This is a genomic window from Mesorhizobium sp. M0954, assembly GCF_040319155.1.
Taxonomy (GTDB): Bacteria; Pseudomonadota; Alphaproteobacteria; order Rhizobiales; family Rhizobiaceae; genus Mesorhizobium.
This window is the reverse complement of record NZ_JAMYNR010000019.1, coordinates 1-15,383: the sequence shown is the minus strand read 5'-3', so window position 1 is coordinate 15,383 and position 15,383 is coordinate 1. Positions and strand designations below refer to the sequence as shown.

18 protein-coding genes are annotated in these 15,383 nt (G+C 63.0%); 6 read left to right on the top strand and 12 right to left on the bottom strand.

The annotated features are described in order from the left end of the window. Position 1: 1 nt before the first annotated feature. Complete coding sequence (locus tag NKH93_RS23380) at positions 2-952, top strand: cytochrome c (RefSeq protein ID WP_352922932.1); 951 nt, start codon at positions 2-4, stop codon at positions 950-952. An 11-nt stretch (positions 953-963) separates the two neighbouring features. Here the strand turns inward: NKH93_RS23380 and NKH93_RS23375 are convergent, their stop codons facing one another. The 3 genes from NKH93_RS23375 to NKH93_RS23365 all read right to left on the bottom strand — a co-directional run bounded on the left by NKH93_RS23375 (position 964) and on the right by NKH93_RS23365 (position 4,307). After that, on the bottom strand, positions 964-1,347 hold the full coding sequence (locus NKH93_RS23375; protein WP_352683839.1) for an SET domain-containing protein: 384 nt from the start codon (positions 1,345-1,347) through the stop codon (positions 964-966). 144 nt (positions 1,348-1,491) lie between these two features. Continuing rightward, on the bottom strand, positions 1,492-2,118 hold the full coding sequence (locus tag NKH93_RS23370; RefSeq protein ID WP_352871571.1) for a LysE family translocator: 627 nt from the start codon (positions 2,116-2,118) through the stop codon (positions 1,492-1,494). 77 nt (positions 2,119-2,195) lie between these two features. Further along, positions 2,196-4,307 (bottom strand): S9 family peptidase, encoded by a 2,112-nt coding sequence (locus tag NKH93_RS23365; protein ID WP_352871569.1) that lies wholly within the window; start codon positions 4,305-4,307, stop codon positions 2,196-2,198. A gap of 677 nt (positions 4,308-4,984) precedes the next feature. On the opposite strand from NKH93_RS23365, the gene NKH93_RS23360 reads away from it, so the two are divergent. Then, positions 4,985-5,410, top strand: coding sequence for a Ros/MucR family transcriptional regulator (locus tag NKH93_RS23360; protein WP_023677844.1), 426 nt, complete (start codon positions 4,985-4,987; stop codon positions 5,408-5,410). A 113-nt stretch (positions 5,411-5,523) separates the two neighbouring features. On the opposite strand, the gene NKH93_RS23355 is transcribed toward NKH93_RS23360, so the two are convergent. The 3 genes from NKH93_RS23355 to NKH93_RS23345 all read right to left on the bottom strand — a co-directional run bounded on the left by NKH93_RS23355 (position 5,524) and on the right by NKH93_RS23345 (position 6,808). Then, positions 5,524-5,952: a SufE family protein gene (locus NKH93_RS23355; RefSeq protein WP_352471107.1), complete on the bottom strand. Its 429-nt coding sequence runs from the start codon at positions 5,950-5,952 to the stop codon at positions 5,524-5,526. 113 nt (positions 5,953-6,065) lie between these two features. Next, complete coding sequence (locus NKH93_RS23350; RefSeq protein WP_352972355.1) at positions 6,066-6,434, bottom strand: DUF5330 domain-containing protein; 369 nt, start codon at positions 6,432-6,434, stop codon at positions 6,066-6,068. Between the two features lie 161 nt (positions 6,435-6,595). Continuing rightward, on the bottom strand, positions 6,596-6,808 hold the full coding sequence (locus NKH93_RS23345; RefSeq protein WP_352972251.1) for a hypothetical protein: 213 nt from the start codon (positions 6,806-6,808) through the stop codon (positions 6,596-6,598). A 142-nt stretch (positions 6,809-6,950) separates the two neighbouring features. On the opposite strand from NKH93_RS23345, the gene NKH93_RS23340 reads away from it, so the two are divergent. From NKH93_RS23340 to NKH93_RS23330, 3 genes are all read left to right on the top strand, one after another. Next, complete coding sequence (locus tag NKH93_RS23340; protein WP_352972352.1) at positions 6,951-8,699, top strand: sensor histidine kinase; 1,749 nt, start codon at positions 6,951-6,953, stop codon at positions 8,697-8,699. Continuing rightward, positions 8,674-9,441: a peptidoglycan-binding domain-containing protein gene (locus tag NKH93_RS23335; RefSeq protein WP_352972249.1), complete on the top strand. Its 768-nt coding sequence runs from the start codon at positions 8,674-8,676 to the stop codon at positions 9,439-9,441. Before NKH93_RS23340 ends, NKH93_RS23335 begins: the two co-directional genes overlap by 26 nt. Positions 9,442-9,535: 94 nt before the next feature. Next, positions 9,536-9,883 carry a DUF1491 family protein gene (locus tag NKH93_RS23330; RefSeq protein WP_352449052.1) on the top strand — a complete coding sequence of 116 codons (348 nt, stop codon included), beginning with the start codon at positions 9,536-9,538 and terminating at the stop codon, positions 9,881-9,883. Positions 9,884-9,894: 11 nt separating this feature from the next. On the opposite strand, the gene NKH93_RS23325 is transcribed toward NKH93_RS23330, so the two are convergent. Beyond that, positions 9,895-10,905 (bottom strand): DUF2336 domain-containing protein, encoded by a 1,011-nt coding sequence (locus tag NKH93_RS23325; RefSeq protein ID WP_352770653.1) that lies wholly within the window; start codon positions 10,903-10,905, stop codon positions 9,895-9,897. A gap of 187 nt (positions 10,906-11,092) precedes the next feature. On the opposite strand from NKH93_RS23325, the gene NKH93_RS23320 reads away from it, so the two are divergent. Beyond that, positions 11,093-11,278 carry a hypothetical protein gene (locus NKH93_RS23320; protein WP_352540743.1) on the top strand — a complete coding sequence of 62 codons (186 nt, stop codon included), beginning with the start codon at positions 11,093-11,095 and terminating at the stop codon, positions 11,276-11,278. A gap of 14 nt (positions 11,279-11,292) precedes the next feature. Here the strand turns inward: NKH93_RS23320 and NKH93_RS23315 are convergent, their stop codons facing one another. From NKH93_RS23315 to NKH93_RS23295, 5 genes are all read right to left on the bottom strand, one after another. Then, on the bottom strand, positions 11,293-11,841 hold the full coding sequence (locus NKH93_RS23315; RefSeq protein ID WP_352471000.1) for a DUF1254 domain-containing protein: 549 nt from the start codon (positions 11,839-11,841) through the stop codon (positions 11,293-11,295). Continuing rightward, entirely contained in the window at positions 11,834-12,418 is a 585-nt protein-coding gene (locus NKH93_RS23310) for a DUF1214 domain-containing protein (protein WP_352972247.1), read from the bottom strand. Before NKH93_RS23310 ends, NKH93_RS23315 begins: the two co-directional genes overlap by 8 nt. 96 nt (positions 12,419-12,514) lie before the next feature. Next, positions 12,515-14,674: a transglycosylase domain-containing protein gene (locus tag NKH93_RS23305; protein WP_352471002.1), complete on the bottom strand. Its 2,160-nt coding sequence runs from the start codon at positions 14,672-14,674 to the stop codon at positions 12,515-12,517. Positions 14,675-14,828: 154 nt separating this feature from the next. Next, the gene (locus NKH93_RS23300) at positions 14,829-14,990 is read right to left on the bottom strand and encodes a hypothetical protein (protein WP_352501782.1); all 162 of its coding nucleotides are present in this window, start codon (positions 14,988-14,990) and stop codon (positions 14,829-14,831) included. Between the two features lie 82 nt (positions 14,991-15,072). After that, positions 15,073-15,383: TCP-1/cpn60 chaperonin family protein (locus NKH93_RS23295; RefSeq protein WP_352972243.1), on the bottom strand; the 311-nt coding region annotated here is incomplete at its 5' end.

The following is a 15,383-nucleotide window of genomic DNA, read 5'->3' as shown; positions in this document are numbered from 1 at the left end:
AATGCGCTTGCTGAAGAAATTTGTCGGCGCCGCCCTCGTTCTGGGCGGCGCGGCCGCGATTGCCGGCTGGTTGCTGTCGGCTCCGGTCAGGCTCGATGCCGCAACGCTGGCTGAGCTTGGTCCCGGCGACGCCGCCAGGGGCAAGCGCATCTTCTACGCCGGCGGCTGCACATCCTGTCATGCCAAGCCCGGCTCGCAAGGCGACGCCCGCCTTCGGCTGGTCGGCGGCCTTGAGCTCAAGACGCCGTTCGGCAGCTTCGTGCCGCCGAACATATCGCAGGATACCAGGGACGGCATCGGCGCCTGGTCGGTCGAGGATCTTGCCAACGCCATGCTGAAGGGCGTGTCGCCGTCGGGCGAGCATCTCTATCCGGCATTTCCCTATGCTTCCTACGCGCGCATGAAGCCGGCCGACATTGCCGATCTCTATGCATTCCTGAAGACGTTACCCGCGGTCGCCGGCAAGGCGCCCGCCAATTCGCTGGCATTTCCCTTCAACGTCCGACGCGGTCTTGGCTTGTGGAAGCTGCTCTATTTGAGTGACCAGCCGGTCGTTTCCTTTCCCGACGGCACACCGGATCCGGTGTTGACAGGCCGCTATCTGGTCGAAGGCCCCGGCCATTGCGGCGAATGCCACACGCCGCGGGATCTTGCCGGCGGCACCAGCAAGAGCCAATGGCTGGCAGGTGCGGCCGCCGCCGAAGGCAGCGGCATCGTGCCGAACATCACGTCGGGCGAGGGCGGCATCGCCGACTGGTCCGAAGCCGACATCGCCAACTATCTCGAAACCGGCGTTACGCCGGATTTCGATACGGTCGGCGGCGCTATGGTCGACGTGCAGCGGAACATGGCCGTGCTGACCTCGGAGGACCGCTCGGCGATCGCCGCCTACCTGAAAGCCGTGCCGCCGCATCCCAACGGCTATCCGGCGCGCAAGAAGCCGGCGAGCTGACAGCTGTTGCGTCAGCGGTCGCCGAGAAAGTCGAAGCCGGTTTCGAAGAAGTGATTGTAGTCGCAGGTCATTTCCTCGCCGGGCGCAATGTCGCGCAAGGCATAGGTCTCCTCCGGTTGCGAGACGTCGCAATTCGGGTCGTCGGCATGGTTCATGTAGCGCGCATCGTCGGCCTCGAAGACGATGTAGTTCGGGTCGCGCCGGTCCGGATAGGCGTAGCGGTCGAGATAGGCTTTGACCGGCCCGGTTTCCCGCTCATAGGTCTCCACCTCGATGCGCCGGTCGTATTTAGGGTCGAGCTTCCAGACCAGCGTGCCGCGGGCAATGTGGTTCTTGGCAAAGACGCCGATGCCCTGGATGGGCGATTTGTCGAGATAGACATCGACGAGCAACATGGCAGATCCCTGCGTGATTGAGTGTTGGCGGCGACCGTGAAAAGGCCGCGCACTGGGTAGCGCGCGGCCCTTGCAATTGCGAGCGGAAAATCAACTGTGCCTGCCTAGTATCCGAAGCCTCATACGGCGTCGCTTGTCGAGACCCTAGCGCTGTTGCAGCGCCAGCCGGATGCCCAAGGCGCAATAGATGCCGCCGACAGCCTTGCCTTGCCATCTCAGCACCGTCGGGTTTCGGCGCAGGAATGCACCGAGGCCGCCCGCACCCACGGCGAAAACCACCGTGCTGGCGAGGCCCAACAGAACAAAGATGACGCCCAATATCGCCAGTTGAAGCATCACCGATCCGTTTTCAGGCCGCACGAACTGCGGAAGAAATGCGAGGAAGAAAAGCGCGGTCTTGGGATTGAGAACCTCGGTCAAAACAGCCTGCCGAAATGCTTTGGCAGCGGGGATCGCGAGTGCGCCGGCGGCCGGATAGGCCGGCGTTTTCTCGATGATCGCGCGAATGCCGAGATAAATGAGGTAGGCTGCGCCGATGTACTTCACGATGCTGAAAAGCGCCGCCGACGTGGCAATGATCGCCGAAATGCCGACGATCGCCATGAAGGTGTGAACCACGTCGCCGGCCGCGATCCCCGCGCCGGTCGCGATGCCAACCCTGGTTCCGGAACTAGTAGCCCGCGCCACGGTCAGAAGGGTGGCCGGACCCGGGATGAAGACAAAGCCAAGCACAACCGCGACATAAGCTATCAACGTGGCGAGATCGATCATTGGTGGGCTCCGCAACTCTCACCGCCAATGAAGCCACGTCGCGGAACGGAAGGCAATGACCGCTCATCCGCCGATGTTCACGCCGCAAGCTCGGCCTTGCCTGTCACCTTGAGCGCGAAGGCGTAGGTGAAGGCGATTTCCTCCAGTCTTGAAAACCGGCCGGAGGCGCCGGCATGGCCTGAATCCAGGTTGATCTTGAACAGCACCGGATTTTCACCCGTCTTGCGGTCGCGCAGCCGCGCCACCCATTTGGCCGGCTCCCAATAGGTGACGCGCGGGTCGGTCAGGCCGGCCAGTGCCAGGATCGGCGGATAGTCGAGTGCGGCGACATTGTCGTAGGGCGAGTAGGCGGCGATGGTCCGGTAATCCTCCGCCGACGCGATCGGATTGCCCCATTCCGGCCATTCCGGCGGCGTCAGCGGCAAGCTGGCGTCGAGCATGGTGGAGAGCACGTCGACGAAGGGAACCTCGGCGACGATTCCGCCGAAGCATTGCGGCGCCATGTTGGCGACCGCGCCCATCAGCATGCCGCCGGCCGAACCGCCTTGCGCAACGATGCGGTCATGCTGCGTATAGCGTTCGGCGACGAGGTGGTGGGCGGCAGCGACAAAATCGGTGAACGTGTTCATCTTGTTCACCCGCTTGCCGTCGTCGTACCAGCCATAGCCCTTGTCCTTGCCGCCGCGAACATGGGCTATCGCGTAGACAAAGCCGCGGTCGACCAGCGAAAACAGATTGGTGTTGAACGCGGCCGGCACGGTGATGCCATACGAGCCGTAGCCGTAAAGCAGGCAAGGGGCGGACCCGTCGAGCGGTGTGTCGCGGTGATGGAGGAGCGAGATCGGCACCAGTTCGCCGTCGGCGGCAGGCGCCATCAGCCGGCGCGTGACGTAGTGCTCCGGGTCGTGGCCGGACGGCACTTCCTGGGTCTTGAGCAGCACCCGCTCGCGGGTGCGCATGTTGTAATCGAAGACCTGCGCCGGGGTCGTCATCGACGAATAGGAAAAGCGCATGATCTCGGTATCGTATTCGTAGGAGCCGGACAGGCCGAGCGAGAAGGCTTCCTCGTCGAAGGAGATCAGGTGCTCCTCGCCGCTCTTGCGGTCGCGCACGACGATGCGCGGTAGGCCTTCCTTGCGCTCGAGCCGGACCATGTGGTCCTTGAAGCCGATCACCGAAAGGATCAGCCGGCCCGCTTCGTGCGGCACCAGTTCCTGCCAGTTGGCGCGCACCGGATCGTGGGCCGGCGCCGTCATGATCTTGAAGTCCTTGGCGCCGTCGGCATTGGTGAGGATGAAGAAGATGTCGCCGCCTTCCTCGAGTTCGTACTGCAGGCCGGTCTGGCGCGCCGCAACCAGCTTCGGCTCTGCGAACGGATCGTTGGCGCTCATGATGCGGTATTCCGAGGTCTCATGATCGTTGATGCCGATCATGATCCACTCGTTGGAGCGCGTGCCGCCGACATCCATAAAAAAGCCGGGATCGGTCTCCTCGTAGATCAGCCGGTCGTTTTCAGGACCGTCGCCAAGCGCATGGAACAGCACTTTGGAAGGACGGTGGTTGGGGTCGAGGCGGGTGTAGAAAAAACCGTCATTGCCGGCATCCCACACACCGCCACCGCCGGTGTCCGGGACCCTGTCCGCCAGATCGTTGCCGCCGGCCAGATCGCGGACGCGCAGCGTGTAGAATTCGGAACCCTTGTCGTCGAAGGCCCAGAGCAGCTTGCTGTGGTCGTGCGAATGATCGACGCCGCCCAGGCGGAAATAGGGCTTGCCCTCGGCCTCGGCATCGCCGTCGAGCAATATCTGCTTGTCGCCGCCGTCACGCGCCGTGCGGAAATAACGCGGCTGCTGGCCGCCAAGCTTGAAGGAGGAGCCGTAGGCGTAAGGTCCGTCCTTCATCGGCACGGAAGAATCGTCTTCCTTGATGCGTCCCTTCATTTCCGCGAAAAGCTGCTTCTGCAGTTGGACGGTATCGGCCATCAGCGCCGCCTGGTAAGCATTCTCGGCTTCGAGGTGGGCGCGGATTTGGCCGTCGAGCAGGGACGGATCCCTGAACATCTCTTGCCAATTGGCGGCCCTCAGCCAGGCATAATCGTCCGTCCGCGTTATGCCGTGATGCGTGTCGAAGATCGGCCGCTTCTCCGGCTGCGGCGGCGTGGCGGTCGGAAACACTGGGGTTCTGGTCATTGCGTCTCGCTGTGGAAGCTACTTGAATGGCGAATGAACACGCCGAGCAGCGCGGGTTCAAGGGCTATGATCTATCGTCGTGGTGGCTCGAGAGGACGGGCTGGAGGAGCGGATAACGAATATTTCTTCTCGGACTGCCGCGGTTCTCGCCGTCGCTGCGATGACCCCGCCAGTGCCGGTCAATCTCATGCAACTGCCTTCGCGGCTTTGCAAGTGGCCGAGATGGCTGGGTCTACGGAAATACATTACCCCATTTCAATGACACAGCGCACCGCTCCGGCGACGGCTCGCGAGCAACAGCAACGCTTCGCAACCTATGATTTTACTGAATCCGCCGATCACCCTGGCTGTAATGCCGCCGGCAGGGTCAAGCATCGAACTCTATTTACCTGCTGCCGTTTGTGTAATTGCTGCTTGCCGCCGCGTCAGTCGATGCTGGTCTGACCAGAAAAAACGGCAAAGTTACACTTTGCACGAAAGAGTGAAGCTGAATGAGGAATATTTGACTTGTATCGCTGAATAGACCGCAAGACGCGAATTGACTTACTTGGCGCTCAGGCTCATTAAGATGCCGCGACGCGAATCGCGGAGGCTTTTTCCTGCACAAGTTCGCGCGATGCCCTGCTTGCCAAAAATAGGGCGTAGACAGAAACAATTCTCGTTGGGACATGAACGCCATGGATATTACCGAAACACCTTCCAGAAACAGTGACGCGCTGATCGAGCTCACCGCCGACGTGGTGGCCGCCTATGTCAGCAACAATCCCGTACCGGTCGGCGAACTGCCGAACCTTATCGCCGATGTCCACGCCGCTCTCGGGCGCGTCGGCGGGGCCGCCGAGCAGCCGCCTGCCGACAAGCAGAAGCCGGCGGTAAATCCGAAGCGGTCGGTGCATGACGACTACATCATCTGTCTCGAAGACGGCAAGAAGTTCAAGTCGCTCAAGCGTCACTTGATGACCCACTATGATCTGACGCCCGACCAGTATCGCGAAAAGTGGAACCTGGACCCGAGCTATCCGATGGTTGCGCCCAATTACGCGGCCGCCCGTTCGCAGCTCGCCAAGAAGATGGGTCTCGGCCGCAAGCGCAAGGGACGCTGACAAGGGGCTCTTCCGGTTTGATACTCAAACGGCGCCTGCGGGCGCCGTTTTCGCATTGGGGGGAGACCAAGCTTGGGCCGCCAGTTCTTCATGCCGCCGGCACCTGCCGTGCGTCAGGCGGTCTGCTTCAGCGCTGCCTCGGCGTCACGCTTGATGCGCTTGACCATCGAGCGAAGGCCATTGGCGCGCTGCGGCGACAGGTGCTCGTCAAGCCCGAGTGCCTTTAGCGTTGCCTCGGCGTCGGTCCTCTGGATTTCGCTGGCCGGCCGTCCCGAAAACAGCGCCAGCATGATGGCGACCAGGCCGCGCACGATATGGGCGTCGGAATCGCCCTTGAAGGTGATAACGGGGTCGGCACCCCCGCCCTGTTCGGTGGTCAACCAGACCTGGCTGACGCAGCCGGGCACCTTGTTTGCCGGTATGCGTTGCTCATCCGGAAACGGCGGCAGCGCTTCACCCAGTTCAATCACATAGCGATAGCGGTCTTCCCACTCGTCGAGCAGGGAAAAGTCGTCGCGGATGGTCTGGATCGTCGTCGTCATGCCCCCGGATATAGTCATCCGGCGCTGCCACGTCACGGAAAAAGAGGAGAAACGCCGCAGGCGCCGGGCATGGGGAGCCTTGCGGTCTGGCGATGAATTCGGCCGAAACAGTCTCAGTTCTTCGCCGGCAAGTGCAGTTTCGCCGGCAGATCGACTTTCGCCGGCAAGACGATTTCCCCCGGCACGCTGCCGGTAGTCGCCACTGTATCGGGTTCAGCGGCCTTGTCGTCCAGCATGGCAGCCGCGATCTTGGCGGTCTCCCGGGCCCGGGCGGTGATGGTGTGCATTGCCGATTTGCCGGTCTCGCACACGTCCGGCTTGCGCTCGCAGATGCCGGCGATATCGCCGACGGCTTCGCGCGCCGCAAACAGCGCCTGGAGCGGTCCGACGCTTTCGCGGCCCGCATCATCGGCGCCGACACCCAGCGGCAGCGCCAGAAGCACCAGCGAAAACCAGAAAGCAGCTCTTATCAGAAAGCCCATCTGTCTGTCCTTTATGACGGTCATGCCTCCGAACCGCACGACCTGTACCGCGATACTGACACAGACGCGCAAAGGACGGCTTGTCCCGAAAGCAACAGTTTTCCTCAAATTTTAGGCAGATTCGAAACGAAGCGGTTTGAAGTTCATTTGCCTCGAATGGTTCAGATTTCATTCAGCAAATGATAACCATCCAACCGTTTGTTTTTCATGATCATTTTCTTAATCGGCGACAGGTTGATGCCATCGGCCGCAACGTCAGGCGCGGGCGTGCGGATAACGCTCCGTTTACTATGGCGGCAATTGCCCCGGTTTTTCCCCGCCGGTATCCCGATATTTGCAGCCTGCCGGGGGACGATCAGCCCAGCCTTATCCATTCCTTAAACGCTGGATGCGAGTTTCGGATCGACAAAAGCCGCCTGCAAAGCAGGGCCGTTCACGACCGGGTGCGTTGAGTTGAGTGCGATCAAGGCCAGATACGCCGAGTTGCCGGGCGCGATAGCCGCCGGTTGCGAACGGATGGTTCATCCGTCCGTGCTCGGCCAGAGCGATCGTCGCCGCCACAGCCGGTTCATTGGCGTCATGCTGGCGGCGCCTTTCTTCAGCGCGGGTGCAGCGGTGACGCTGGTGACGTCGGGAATGGGCGCGGCCGTGACTGTGGCTGCGATCTTTGCGGCGTTCGGCCTTTGCTGGTTCGCCGCCCTGCTGGTGGCTGCATCGGGCAAGATGGCCCTGGCCGGCCGACTCGCCTTGGTCGTCGGCAGCGTTGCCCTCGGTGCCCTTATCGCTGCCGCCGGCGGTGTGGCCTCGCCGGTTGCCTTGCTCGCGGTAGCGCTGCCGTTTGAAGCGTGGTGGATCGGCCAGTCGCGCCGTGCCGTGATCTGGGGCGCCATATCGGCCTTTGTCGCAGTCTTGCTGCAGCCTTTAGCCGGTTCCGTCTTGCCGCTCGACCACCAGACCGAAATCGCCGCATGGCACTGGCTGGTACCACTGGCCTGGGCACTCACGCTCATTCCGCGTATCGCTCCGCTTCGCGGCGCCGCCAACGCACAGCTCGATCCGGCCGGCAGCCACCGGCTCGAAGACCTCATCGACGCCGTCGTGCTGCGAATCGCTGCGCATGGTGAGGTTCTGGACGTCTCGGCTAAGGCACGCACTATGCTGAGGCTGCCGCCGGAGCTGCTTTTCGGCACCGGACTTTTCGATCGCATCCATCTGTCCGACCGCGTCCCGTATCTCAGTGCGCTGGCCGATATGCGCGATGGCGCCCTGTCGCGCCGGCTCGACCTTCGCGTCCGGCTGCCGCAGAGCAGCGGCGTGACGGCCGACAATTACCGGCCGTTCTCGCTCGAGATGATGCGCGCGCCGGCGCAGGAGACTGTCTTCACGCTTCTTCTGCGCGAGAACGACGAACTGGCCGGACTGCGCCAGGAGCTTGCCGCTGCCAATGAGGCGGCTGCCTCCGCCGAGGTGGCGAAAGGACGCTTCCTTGCCGTCGTCAGCCATGAGTTGCGCACCCCGCTCAATGCCATCATCGGTTTTTCCGACATGTTGCTGCACGAGATGTTCGGCAGCTTCAAGGATCCTCGCCAGAAGGAATATGTCGGCTTGGTCAGGGATTCGGGCCAGCACCTGCTTGCCGTCGTCACCTCGATACTCGACGTATCGCGGATCGAATCGGGCGCTTACGCGACCGAACCGGAACCGTTCCGCTTCCGCGAAGCGGTCGAGATGTGCCAATCGATGATGCGCCTGCAAGCCGAGGCAAAGGCTATCGATCTGCAGGCCCAGATCGCGCCGGACGCAGGCGAAATAAATGCCGACCGTCGCGCCGTGCAGCAGATCCTGATCAATCTCGTCTCCAACGCGATCAAGTTCACGCCCGAAGGCGGCAATGTCGTCATCGGCGCCAAGCGCATCGGCTCGCGGCTGCATTTCTGGGTCCGGGACACCGGCATCGGCATCGCCGAGGAAGATTTCGCCAATCTCGGCAAGCCGTTCATGCAGATCCAGAACGACTATACCCGCCGTTTCGAAGGCACAGGCCTCGGGCTTTCGCTGGTGAAGGGGCTGGTGGCGCTGCACGAGGGCACCATGTCGATCGAAAGCATGCCTGGCGAGGGCACCACGGTGACGATCAGCCTTCCCGTGAACGGCCCGACGGGCCGCTCGGCGGAGAAAACCGGCGTGGTGCCGATGTCCGCAGCCAAAGCCAGAGCGGACGGTGGCAAAGGGGAGAGCAATGGTTCGCTCCGCAAAACAGCCTAAGGCGGTCAAACGCCGCGGCAATGCCTTCGAGCACGGAGCGATGGCGCTGGGCAGCCTGATCTCGCGCAATCCTATTGTGGTCGGCGGCTCGACCGCGTTCCTGGTGACGCTGTTCTACGTCTCGGCGAACGCGCTTTGGTACCAGCCCTTTCCGCATGCCGGCGCGTTTTTCGTCACCAGGAGCATCGAGCGCTTTCCCCGGGCGGACAGCGACGAGCCCGAAACCACCATCAATATCGTGCGACCGGCCGCTGCGCCGATCAAGAGCGACCCGGTCGTCGAACAGGTCCAGGGTATATTGAAGGATCTCGATTTCTATTCCGGCACGGTTGACGGCATTCCCGGACCGAATACGCGCAAGGCCATCCAGGCCTATCAGCAGAAGGTCGGATTGAATGCCTCCGGCGAGATCGACAGCGTCCTGCTGGATCAACTGGGCGCCACGCCAAAGACCGCGGCAGTGGTACCGCATCCGGTGCCGCGGCCGGTCGAAACGGCCGCTGCTCCGGCCGCCATTCCGGTGTCCGCACCGGCAAATGCGACGGCGCCGGATCCCCGCATCGTCAAGATCCAGGCCGGACTGAAAGCGTTCGGCAATGACGACATGCAATTGGATGGCGTCGTCGGCGCGCGCACCAAGGCCGCGATCAAGGAATTCCAGGCGCTGTTCGGCCTGCCCGAGACCGGCGAGCCCGACGAGATCGTCTACGTCAAGATGCGCGAGATCGGCCTGACCAACTGAGGGTCGTGACGGCCGCTCGCCGGTCGCTCGGCAAAGACCGGTTACGGTTTTCCGGCCAATGCTGTAAGGACCGCCGCATGTCCAGGAATACTCCATGCGGGTAACCACCGATCTGTGGGTGTCGGCGCTGTTGCGCCGGGTTTTCAGCGCCGGCGGCTTTGCCGCCGTGGTCAAGCGCGGCGCGACGGAAGCCGGCGCGGTTTTCGTGCTGGCGCGGGGCAGGCAAGGGGAGATGGCGCTGTTCGGGCCGGCGCCGCAGACGAGTTACGATTCAGCCAGGCCGGACGACCGTTTTTTCAGCCTGCTTGGCGAAGGCGACGATGCCGCCATCTTCGACGCGCGGCTGGAGCGCGAGAAGAGATTCGATCCGGATATCTGGGTGGTCGAGATCGAGGCGGGCGCCATTCCCGTCGAGGAGCTTATCTCGGTCAAGGCGTCTTAACGGCAAGCGCTTCAGACGCGACGCGCCTTTGGGGTGGCGGTCATATCGGCGCTGTTCGGCTTGCGCAGGTCGGCATTTGCGGCGACGCGCCCAGGCTTGCGAACGATTTTCGACACGGTCTCGGCCTTCCAGCCGCGGAGCCTGTCCAACGCCGCGTCGCGGTGCAGCAGGCGGTAGCGGTCGAGGAAGATGCGGATCGCCTGCGGGTGCGGAAACTCGGTCGGATAGATGGCGGCCGTGATCAGGAACGCCTTGTCTTCGCTGAGGTCGAGCGCCCGCAAGGCGGCCAGCAGCGGTGTGTAATTGTGGCTCGCGGTGAGCGTCCGCGCCGTTGAAAAATCGACTTCGAGCGCATCGGCGAGCGCTGTCTGGAAGAATGCCGCATTGCCGGTCAGCGCGGTCTCGCGCAGATTGACATAGGTTTGTGGCTCGACGAACGGACTGATGGAAGCGCCGCTCTCGGCTCGCATCATGGATCGCAACCGGCGGCGTACAGTTTCAGCGGCATCGGAAGCCTCTTGCCTGTTGACCTCGCCCGCAACCACTTCGGCGTTTTCGGACGCGGCTTTGGCGGTTGTTTCCGGCTGCTGCTGCGACCGCACCAGCGTCGGCCTTTCGAGCACTTTGATGAGATCCGCGATCGTCTGATTGAGATCCTTGCGGCGGGCAATGGCACGGGCATGCGGCAGGCCGTGACGTCCGATCAGCGCGATCAGGTCGACGTCGCTGAGGGCGCGCGAGCGGATGAGCAGCGGAGCGGCGATGTCGACCCGCTCCTGGCAAAGCCGCCGCACCAGCGCGGCGGGTGCATATTCGCATTCGGAAAGGGCTGCCGCGACGTAGCGGCGCGATTCGACCGAGACATTCTCGAACAGCGGCAGCGTCAGGTCTTCGAGCTGCGCGATTTCCCGGCGCGAAGGCCGGGTGAGCGAGCAGAACGCCGATACCGCGGCGCGAAACAGCCTTTCGGCCTTTCCCGATTCAGCTCCTGCTGCGATTTGCCTGAAATCCGAAGCTGACACGAAGGATACGCCCGACACTCGACACGATCTGGACAGCGCTCTGCCGGGCTGTACCGGTTTCGCGTTTCCCAAGAACAAAGATCAATTTAGCGGCGATCCGTTAGCGCTCCGTTAACCTACTGCCTTCTTAATCGACTATGGAGGCGTTGCGTTGTGCTCCGGGGCAACCGAGAGGAATACGCGAACCATGGGCATGGTACTGTCTTTCGTGCCGCGAACGGCGGCAACCAATCGAGCACAACAAACCGCGCCGGCGGCAGTGATCATCTTTCCCGGGGTCCGCTACGAACAGCGGCCGCAGACCGGCGAAACGCGGCCGGCCGGCCCTGACAAGCCGGGACCTTCGGGAACATTGCCGGTACCGCATCACTGAGCATCGGAACCGGCTTAAAAATCCTGCAGTTCGCAGGAACTCTGTTCGAGAAACCGCGAGACGATCGGCTTCCAGCTGTCGTCGGGCACGAACGAACGGATGACGAATACGCCTTCCTCTATCGGCGCCTCGACGAAGATGGCCCCTTGCAGTTCCTCGGGAAGATCCTTGCGGACCTCGATCATCTGGGCCGGCGTCAGCACAACGGTGTCGAGCATGCCTGCGGTCGCGCTGTGGTCGTTGAACGAGTAGATGTTGTGGCCGCCGCGGTCATAGACCGATATCGACCAGAACGGCACCTTGCCCGGCGCCTTGACCCGCACCATCCCCTCGGCAAGATCGAAGCGGCATGCCGCCGCATAAAACAGCGGATCGACCGATTTCACCACCGGCGCGCCGCCGGCTTCCGCGTCGAGCCTGGTCATCTTGTAGAGATCCGAAGCCATGGCCAATCGCGACCAGGCGTCGCGTTCGGAGAACTCGGGGACGAGCAGCAGCACGATGATGTGCACGATGCCGGCGCCGAGCAGGCCGAGCAGCACGGCATGCAGCAGGCTACGCATTGCAGCCGACCTTCTGGATTTGTGGCAGCGTGACGTCCGAGAGACCGGTGCTGCTGGCGATCGGCGTGTCGTAGAACGTAAGCACCAAGTACATCTTGCCGGCGCCGCTGGTCAGCAGCCAGTTGCCGGGCGCTGGGCGGCTGCCGACGGAAATGACCACCGCATTGTCGGCCTGGCGCAGCACTTGATAGGACTGCAGCGCAGCCGGCCTCGGCTTGCCGGTCTCGACCACGCCAAGCGACTGGTCGGCGGCATAAAGCGTCCAGAACCGGGCGGTGGGAAAGCCGCCCGCGATCTTGTAGGCACATTGCCGCTGGAGCTGTTCGCCGCCGGAATCGCGCTCGGCTATGAAGGACAGTCCTTCCGCCTGTCCGAGCGCCAGCACGCCTTCGCGAGCCACGCGGGCCTTCGAATAGGGATCTGCCGTCGGCGTGCCGATATCGGGGAAGGCGGTCCATTGGCCGATCCTGATGGCGCCGACGCCATCCTGCAGCTTCAGTGCATACCAGACGCTGCCGCCACCGCCGACGACGGCGATGGCAAGCGAAAGCAGTGTCAGGAAGGCGTTCTTGAGCATGAGGAGGCAGGGAACCGAAGGCCGGGACTGAAAGATTGCCGCTCGGGGATATCGCGGCGCAGGGCCTTGTGGCAAGCGGCCCCGCGCAATTGGGCGTCACAGCGCCGAGAGGGTTTCCGGTGCAGCGGGCGCGTCGAGCACGGGTGCCGCCTGGAACAGCCTGGTCAGTTCCTTCAGGGTCTGGGTGGTCCGGCTGGACAGCACCGGCGGACGCTCGGCGGCGGCATCGGCAGCTGCCTGTTCGGCGTTCTTCTTTTCCGCTTCCTCGGCCTTGGCGGCAATTTCGGCATCGACGAAGGGGTGATCGAGGCCGGGAATCGGTCTGAGGTCGATATTCTGGTGCGCATAGACCATCAGCCGCTGCCACACCATGGCCGGCAGCGTGCCGCCGGTCATCTTGTTGGTCGCGGTGAAGTCGTCATTGCCGAGCCAGACGGCGGCCGTGTAGTTGCCGGTAAAGCCGACAAACCAGGCATCGCGGTAGGACTGGGTCGTGCCGGTCTTGCCGGCGACGACGATGTTTGGAAGGGCCGCGCGCCGGGCAGTGCCGATCACCGGCACCGCCGCCAGCATGGTGTTCATGTATTTGAGCGCCTGCTCCGACAGCACCCGATGCGGCGGCGGCGCATCCTTGGCGAAGTCGTAGACCACCTCGCCGGTACGGGTGAAGAGTTGGCTGACGCCGTGCCGGGTTCCGGCAAGGCCGTTCTGGGCAAATACGCTGTAACCCGTCGCCTGGTCCATCACGGTCATGCCCGACGTGCCGAGCACCATGGTCTTGTGCGATTCCAGCGGCGACTCGACGCCCATCGCCTCGGCCATGGCCTTGATCGGCTTGATGCCGAGATAATCCTTGGCCAGCCGCACCGGCACCGTGTTGATCGATTTGGCCATCGCCGTGATCAGCGTGACGTTGCCGGCCGACCCGCCATTGTAATTGTGGGGCGACCAGCTGCCCCAGGAGATGGGTCCGCCGGAAACCACCGAATCCGGCGTGAAGCCATGCTCCATCGCCGTCGCATAGACATAGGGCTTGAACGAGGAGCCGGTCTGGCGAAGTGCCTTGGTGGCGCGGTTGAACTGGCTGGCGCCGTAGTCGCGGCCGCCGACGATCGCCCTGACCGCGCCATTGGTCTCGATGACGACGATGGCGCCCTCGGTGACGTTGTATTCCTTGCCGAACTGGCGGAGGTGGAACTCCATCGATTCTTCGGCCGCCTTCTGGATGTTGGCGTCGAAGGTGGTGTGGGCGACAAGCGAGTGCGGGCCGCCTTTGGCGGCGATCTTCTTGACCTCGTCGAAGGCCCAGTCGAGGTAGTAGTCGGGGCTCTTCTGCTCGCCGCGGTCGACGATTTCGGCCGGGTGTAATCTTGCCTGCAGCACCTGGCCTTCGGTCATGAAGCCGGAATCGACCAGGTTGGACAGCACCACATTGGCCCGCGCCCGGGCGGCGGGCAGGTTTATGTGCGGCGCATATTTGGTCGGCGCCTTGAACAGGCCGGCCAGCATCGCCGCCTCGGCAAGGTTCAGGTCCTTGACGCTCTTGCCGAAATAGAAATCGGCTGCCGCCTCGATGCCGAAGGTGCCACCGCCCATATAGGCGCGGTCGAGGTAAAGCTGCAGGATTTCCTTCTTCGACAGATTGGCTTCGAGCCACAGCGACAGGAAGGCTTCCTTGATCTTGCGCTCGAATGTCCGCTCATTGGTCAGGAACAGGTTCTTGGCCAGCTGCTGGGTGATGCTCGAGCCGCCCTGGACGACGGAATTTGCCCGCACATTCTCGAATATGGCGCGCGACAGGCCGAGCACATCGATGCCATAATGGTCGAAGAAACGGCGGTCTTCGGTCGCCAGCACCGCCTTGATGACATGGTCGGGCATCTCGTCGACCGGCACCGAATCGCGCTGGATGATGCCGCGCTGGCCGATCTCGTTGCCGTAGCGGTCGAGGAAGGTGACGGCGAAGTCGCCTTGCGTGCGCCAGTCGCCGGCGGTTATCTGGAAGGCCGGCAAGGCCAGCGCCAAAAGGACGACGATGCCGCCGGCACCGAGCGTAAAGCCTTCACTCAACAGTTCGATCAGGCCGCGGCGCCAGCCGTCGACACGGAAACGCCGCGAGAAGATGGTCGCCGCTTCCCAGAACTGGCGCGCCCTGAAGCCGATTTCGTAGACCGAGGAATCAATCCACGCATCCACCGCCAGCAGCCTTGCGGCGATCGGACCTCTTCTCTTGCGTGGTTCCAAAGGACTGGCCATTCCAGGATCCGGCTGCGGCGATGCCGCCAACTGAGAAACCGCATGCCGGCAATTTCACGGCGGCGCGCCGCTATGACTATTCGTCCATTTTGGCGCTGCCTACAAGGGCGATGAAGGTTCCGCGCTTGCGCGAGGTGCCGAGCATTGGCAGTCGTCACATGGGACGCTTGTCCGCGATCTTTTTCGGGTCGCGGCCTATCATGCCGGCGTTGGCTTTCCTGTGCTTGTCGGCAAGCCTGCGAATGCGATCGAAGCGGCTTTCCTCGGCCACTTCGATTTTCGCCGCTGCCTTTGGCTTCGGGACGAATGCGATCATTGATCGATCTCCTTGCCGATGGTGCGCGCCGGGGAAGATACCCCGGCGGCTGTCTTTCAGGCTTGTTTCCGGCAGTGGCTGGTCAATAGCCGATGCCGCCGGGCGAAGCAGCGGCTTCCTTCGCCGGAACGTCGGTGATCATGGCTTCCGCCGTGATCAGAAGCGCCGCAATGGAGCCCGCGTCCTGCAGCGCCGTCCGTACCACCTTCGCCGGGTCGACGATGCCGGCCTTGATCATGTCGACATAGACCTCGTTCTGGGCATCGAAGCCCTGATTGTGATCCTTGCCCTCGGCGAGCTTGCCGACGACGATCGAACCTTCGACGCCGGAATTCTCGGCGATCTGCCGGATTGGCGCTTCAAGGGCCCTGAGCACGATCGAGATGCCTGCCG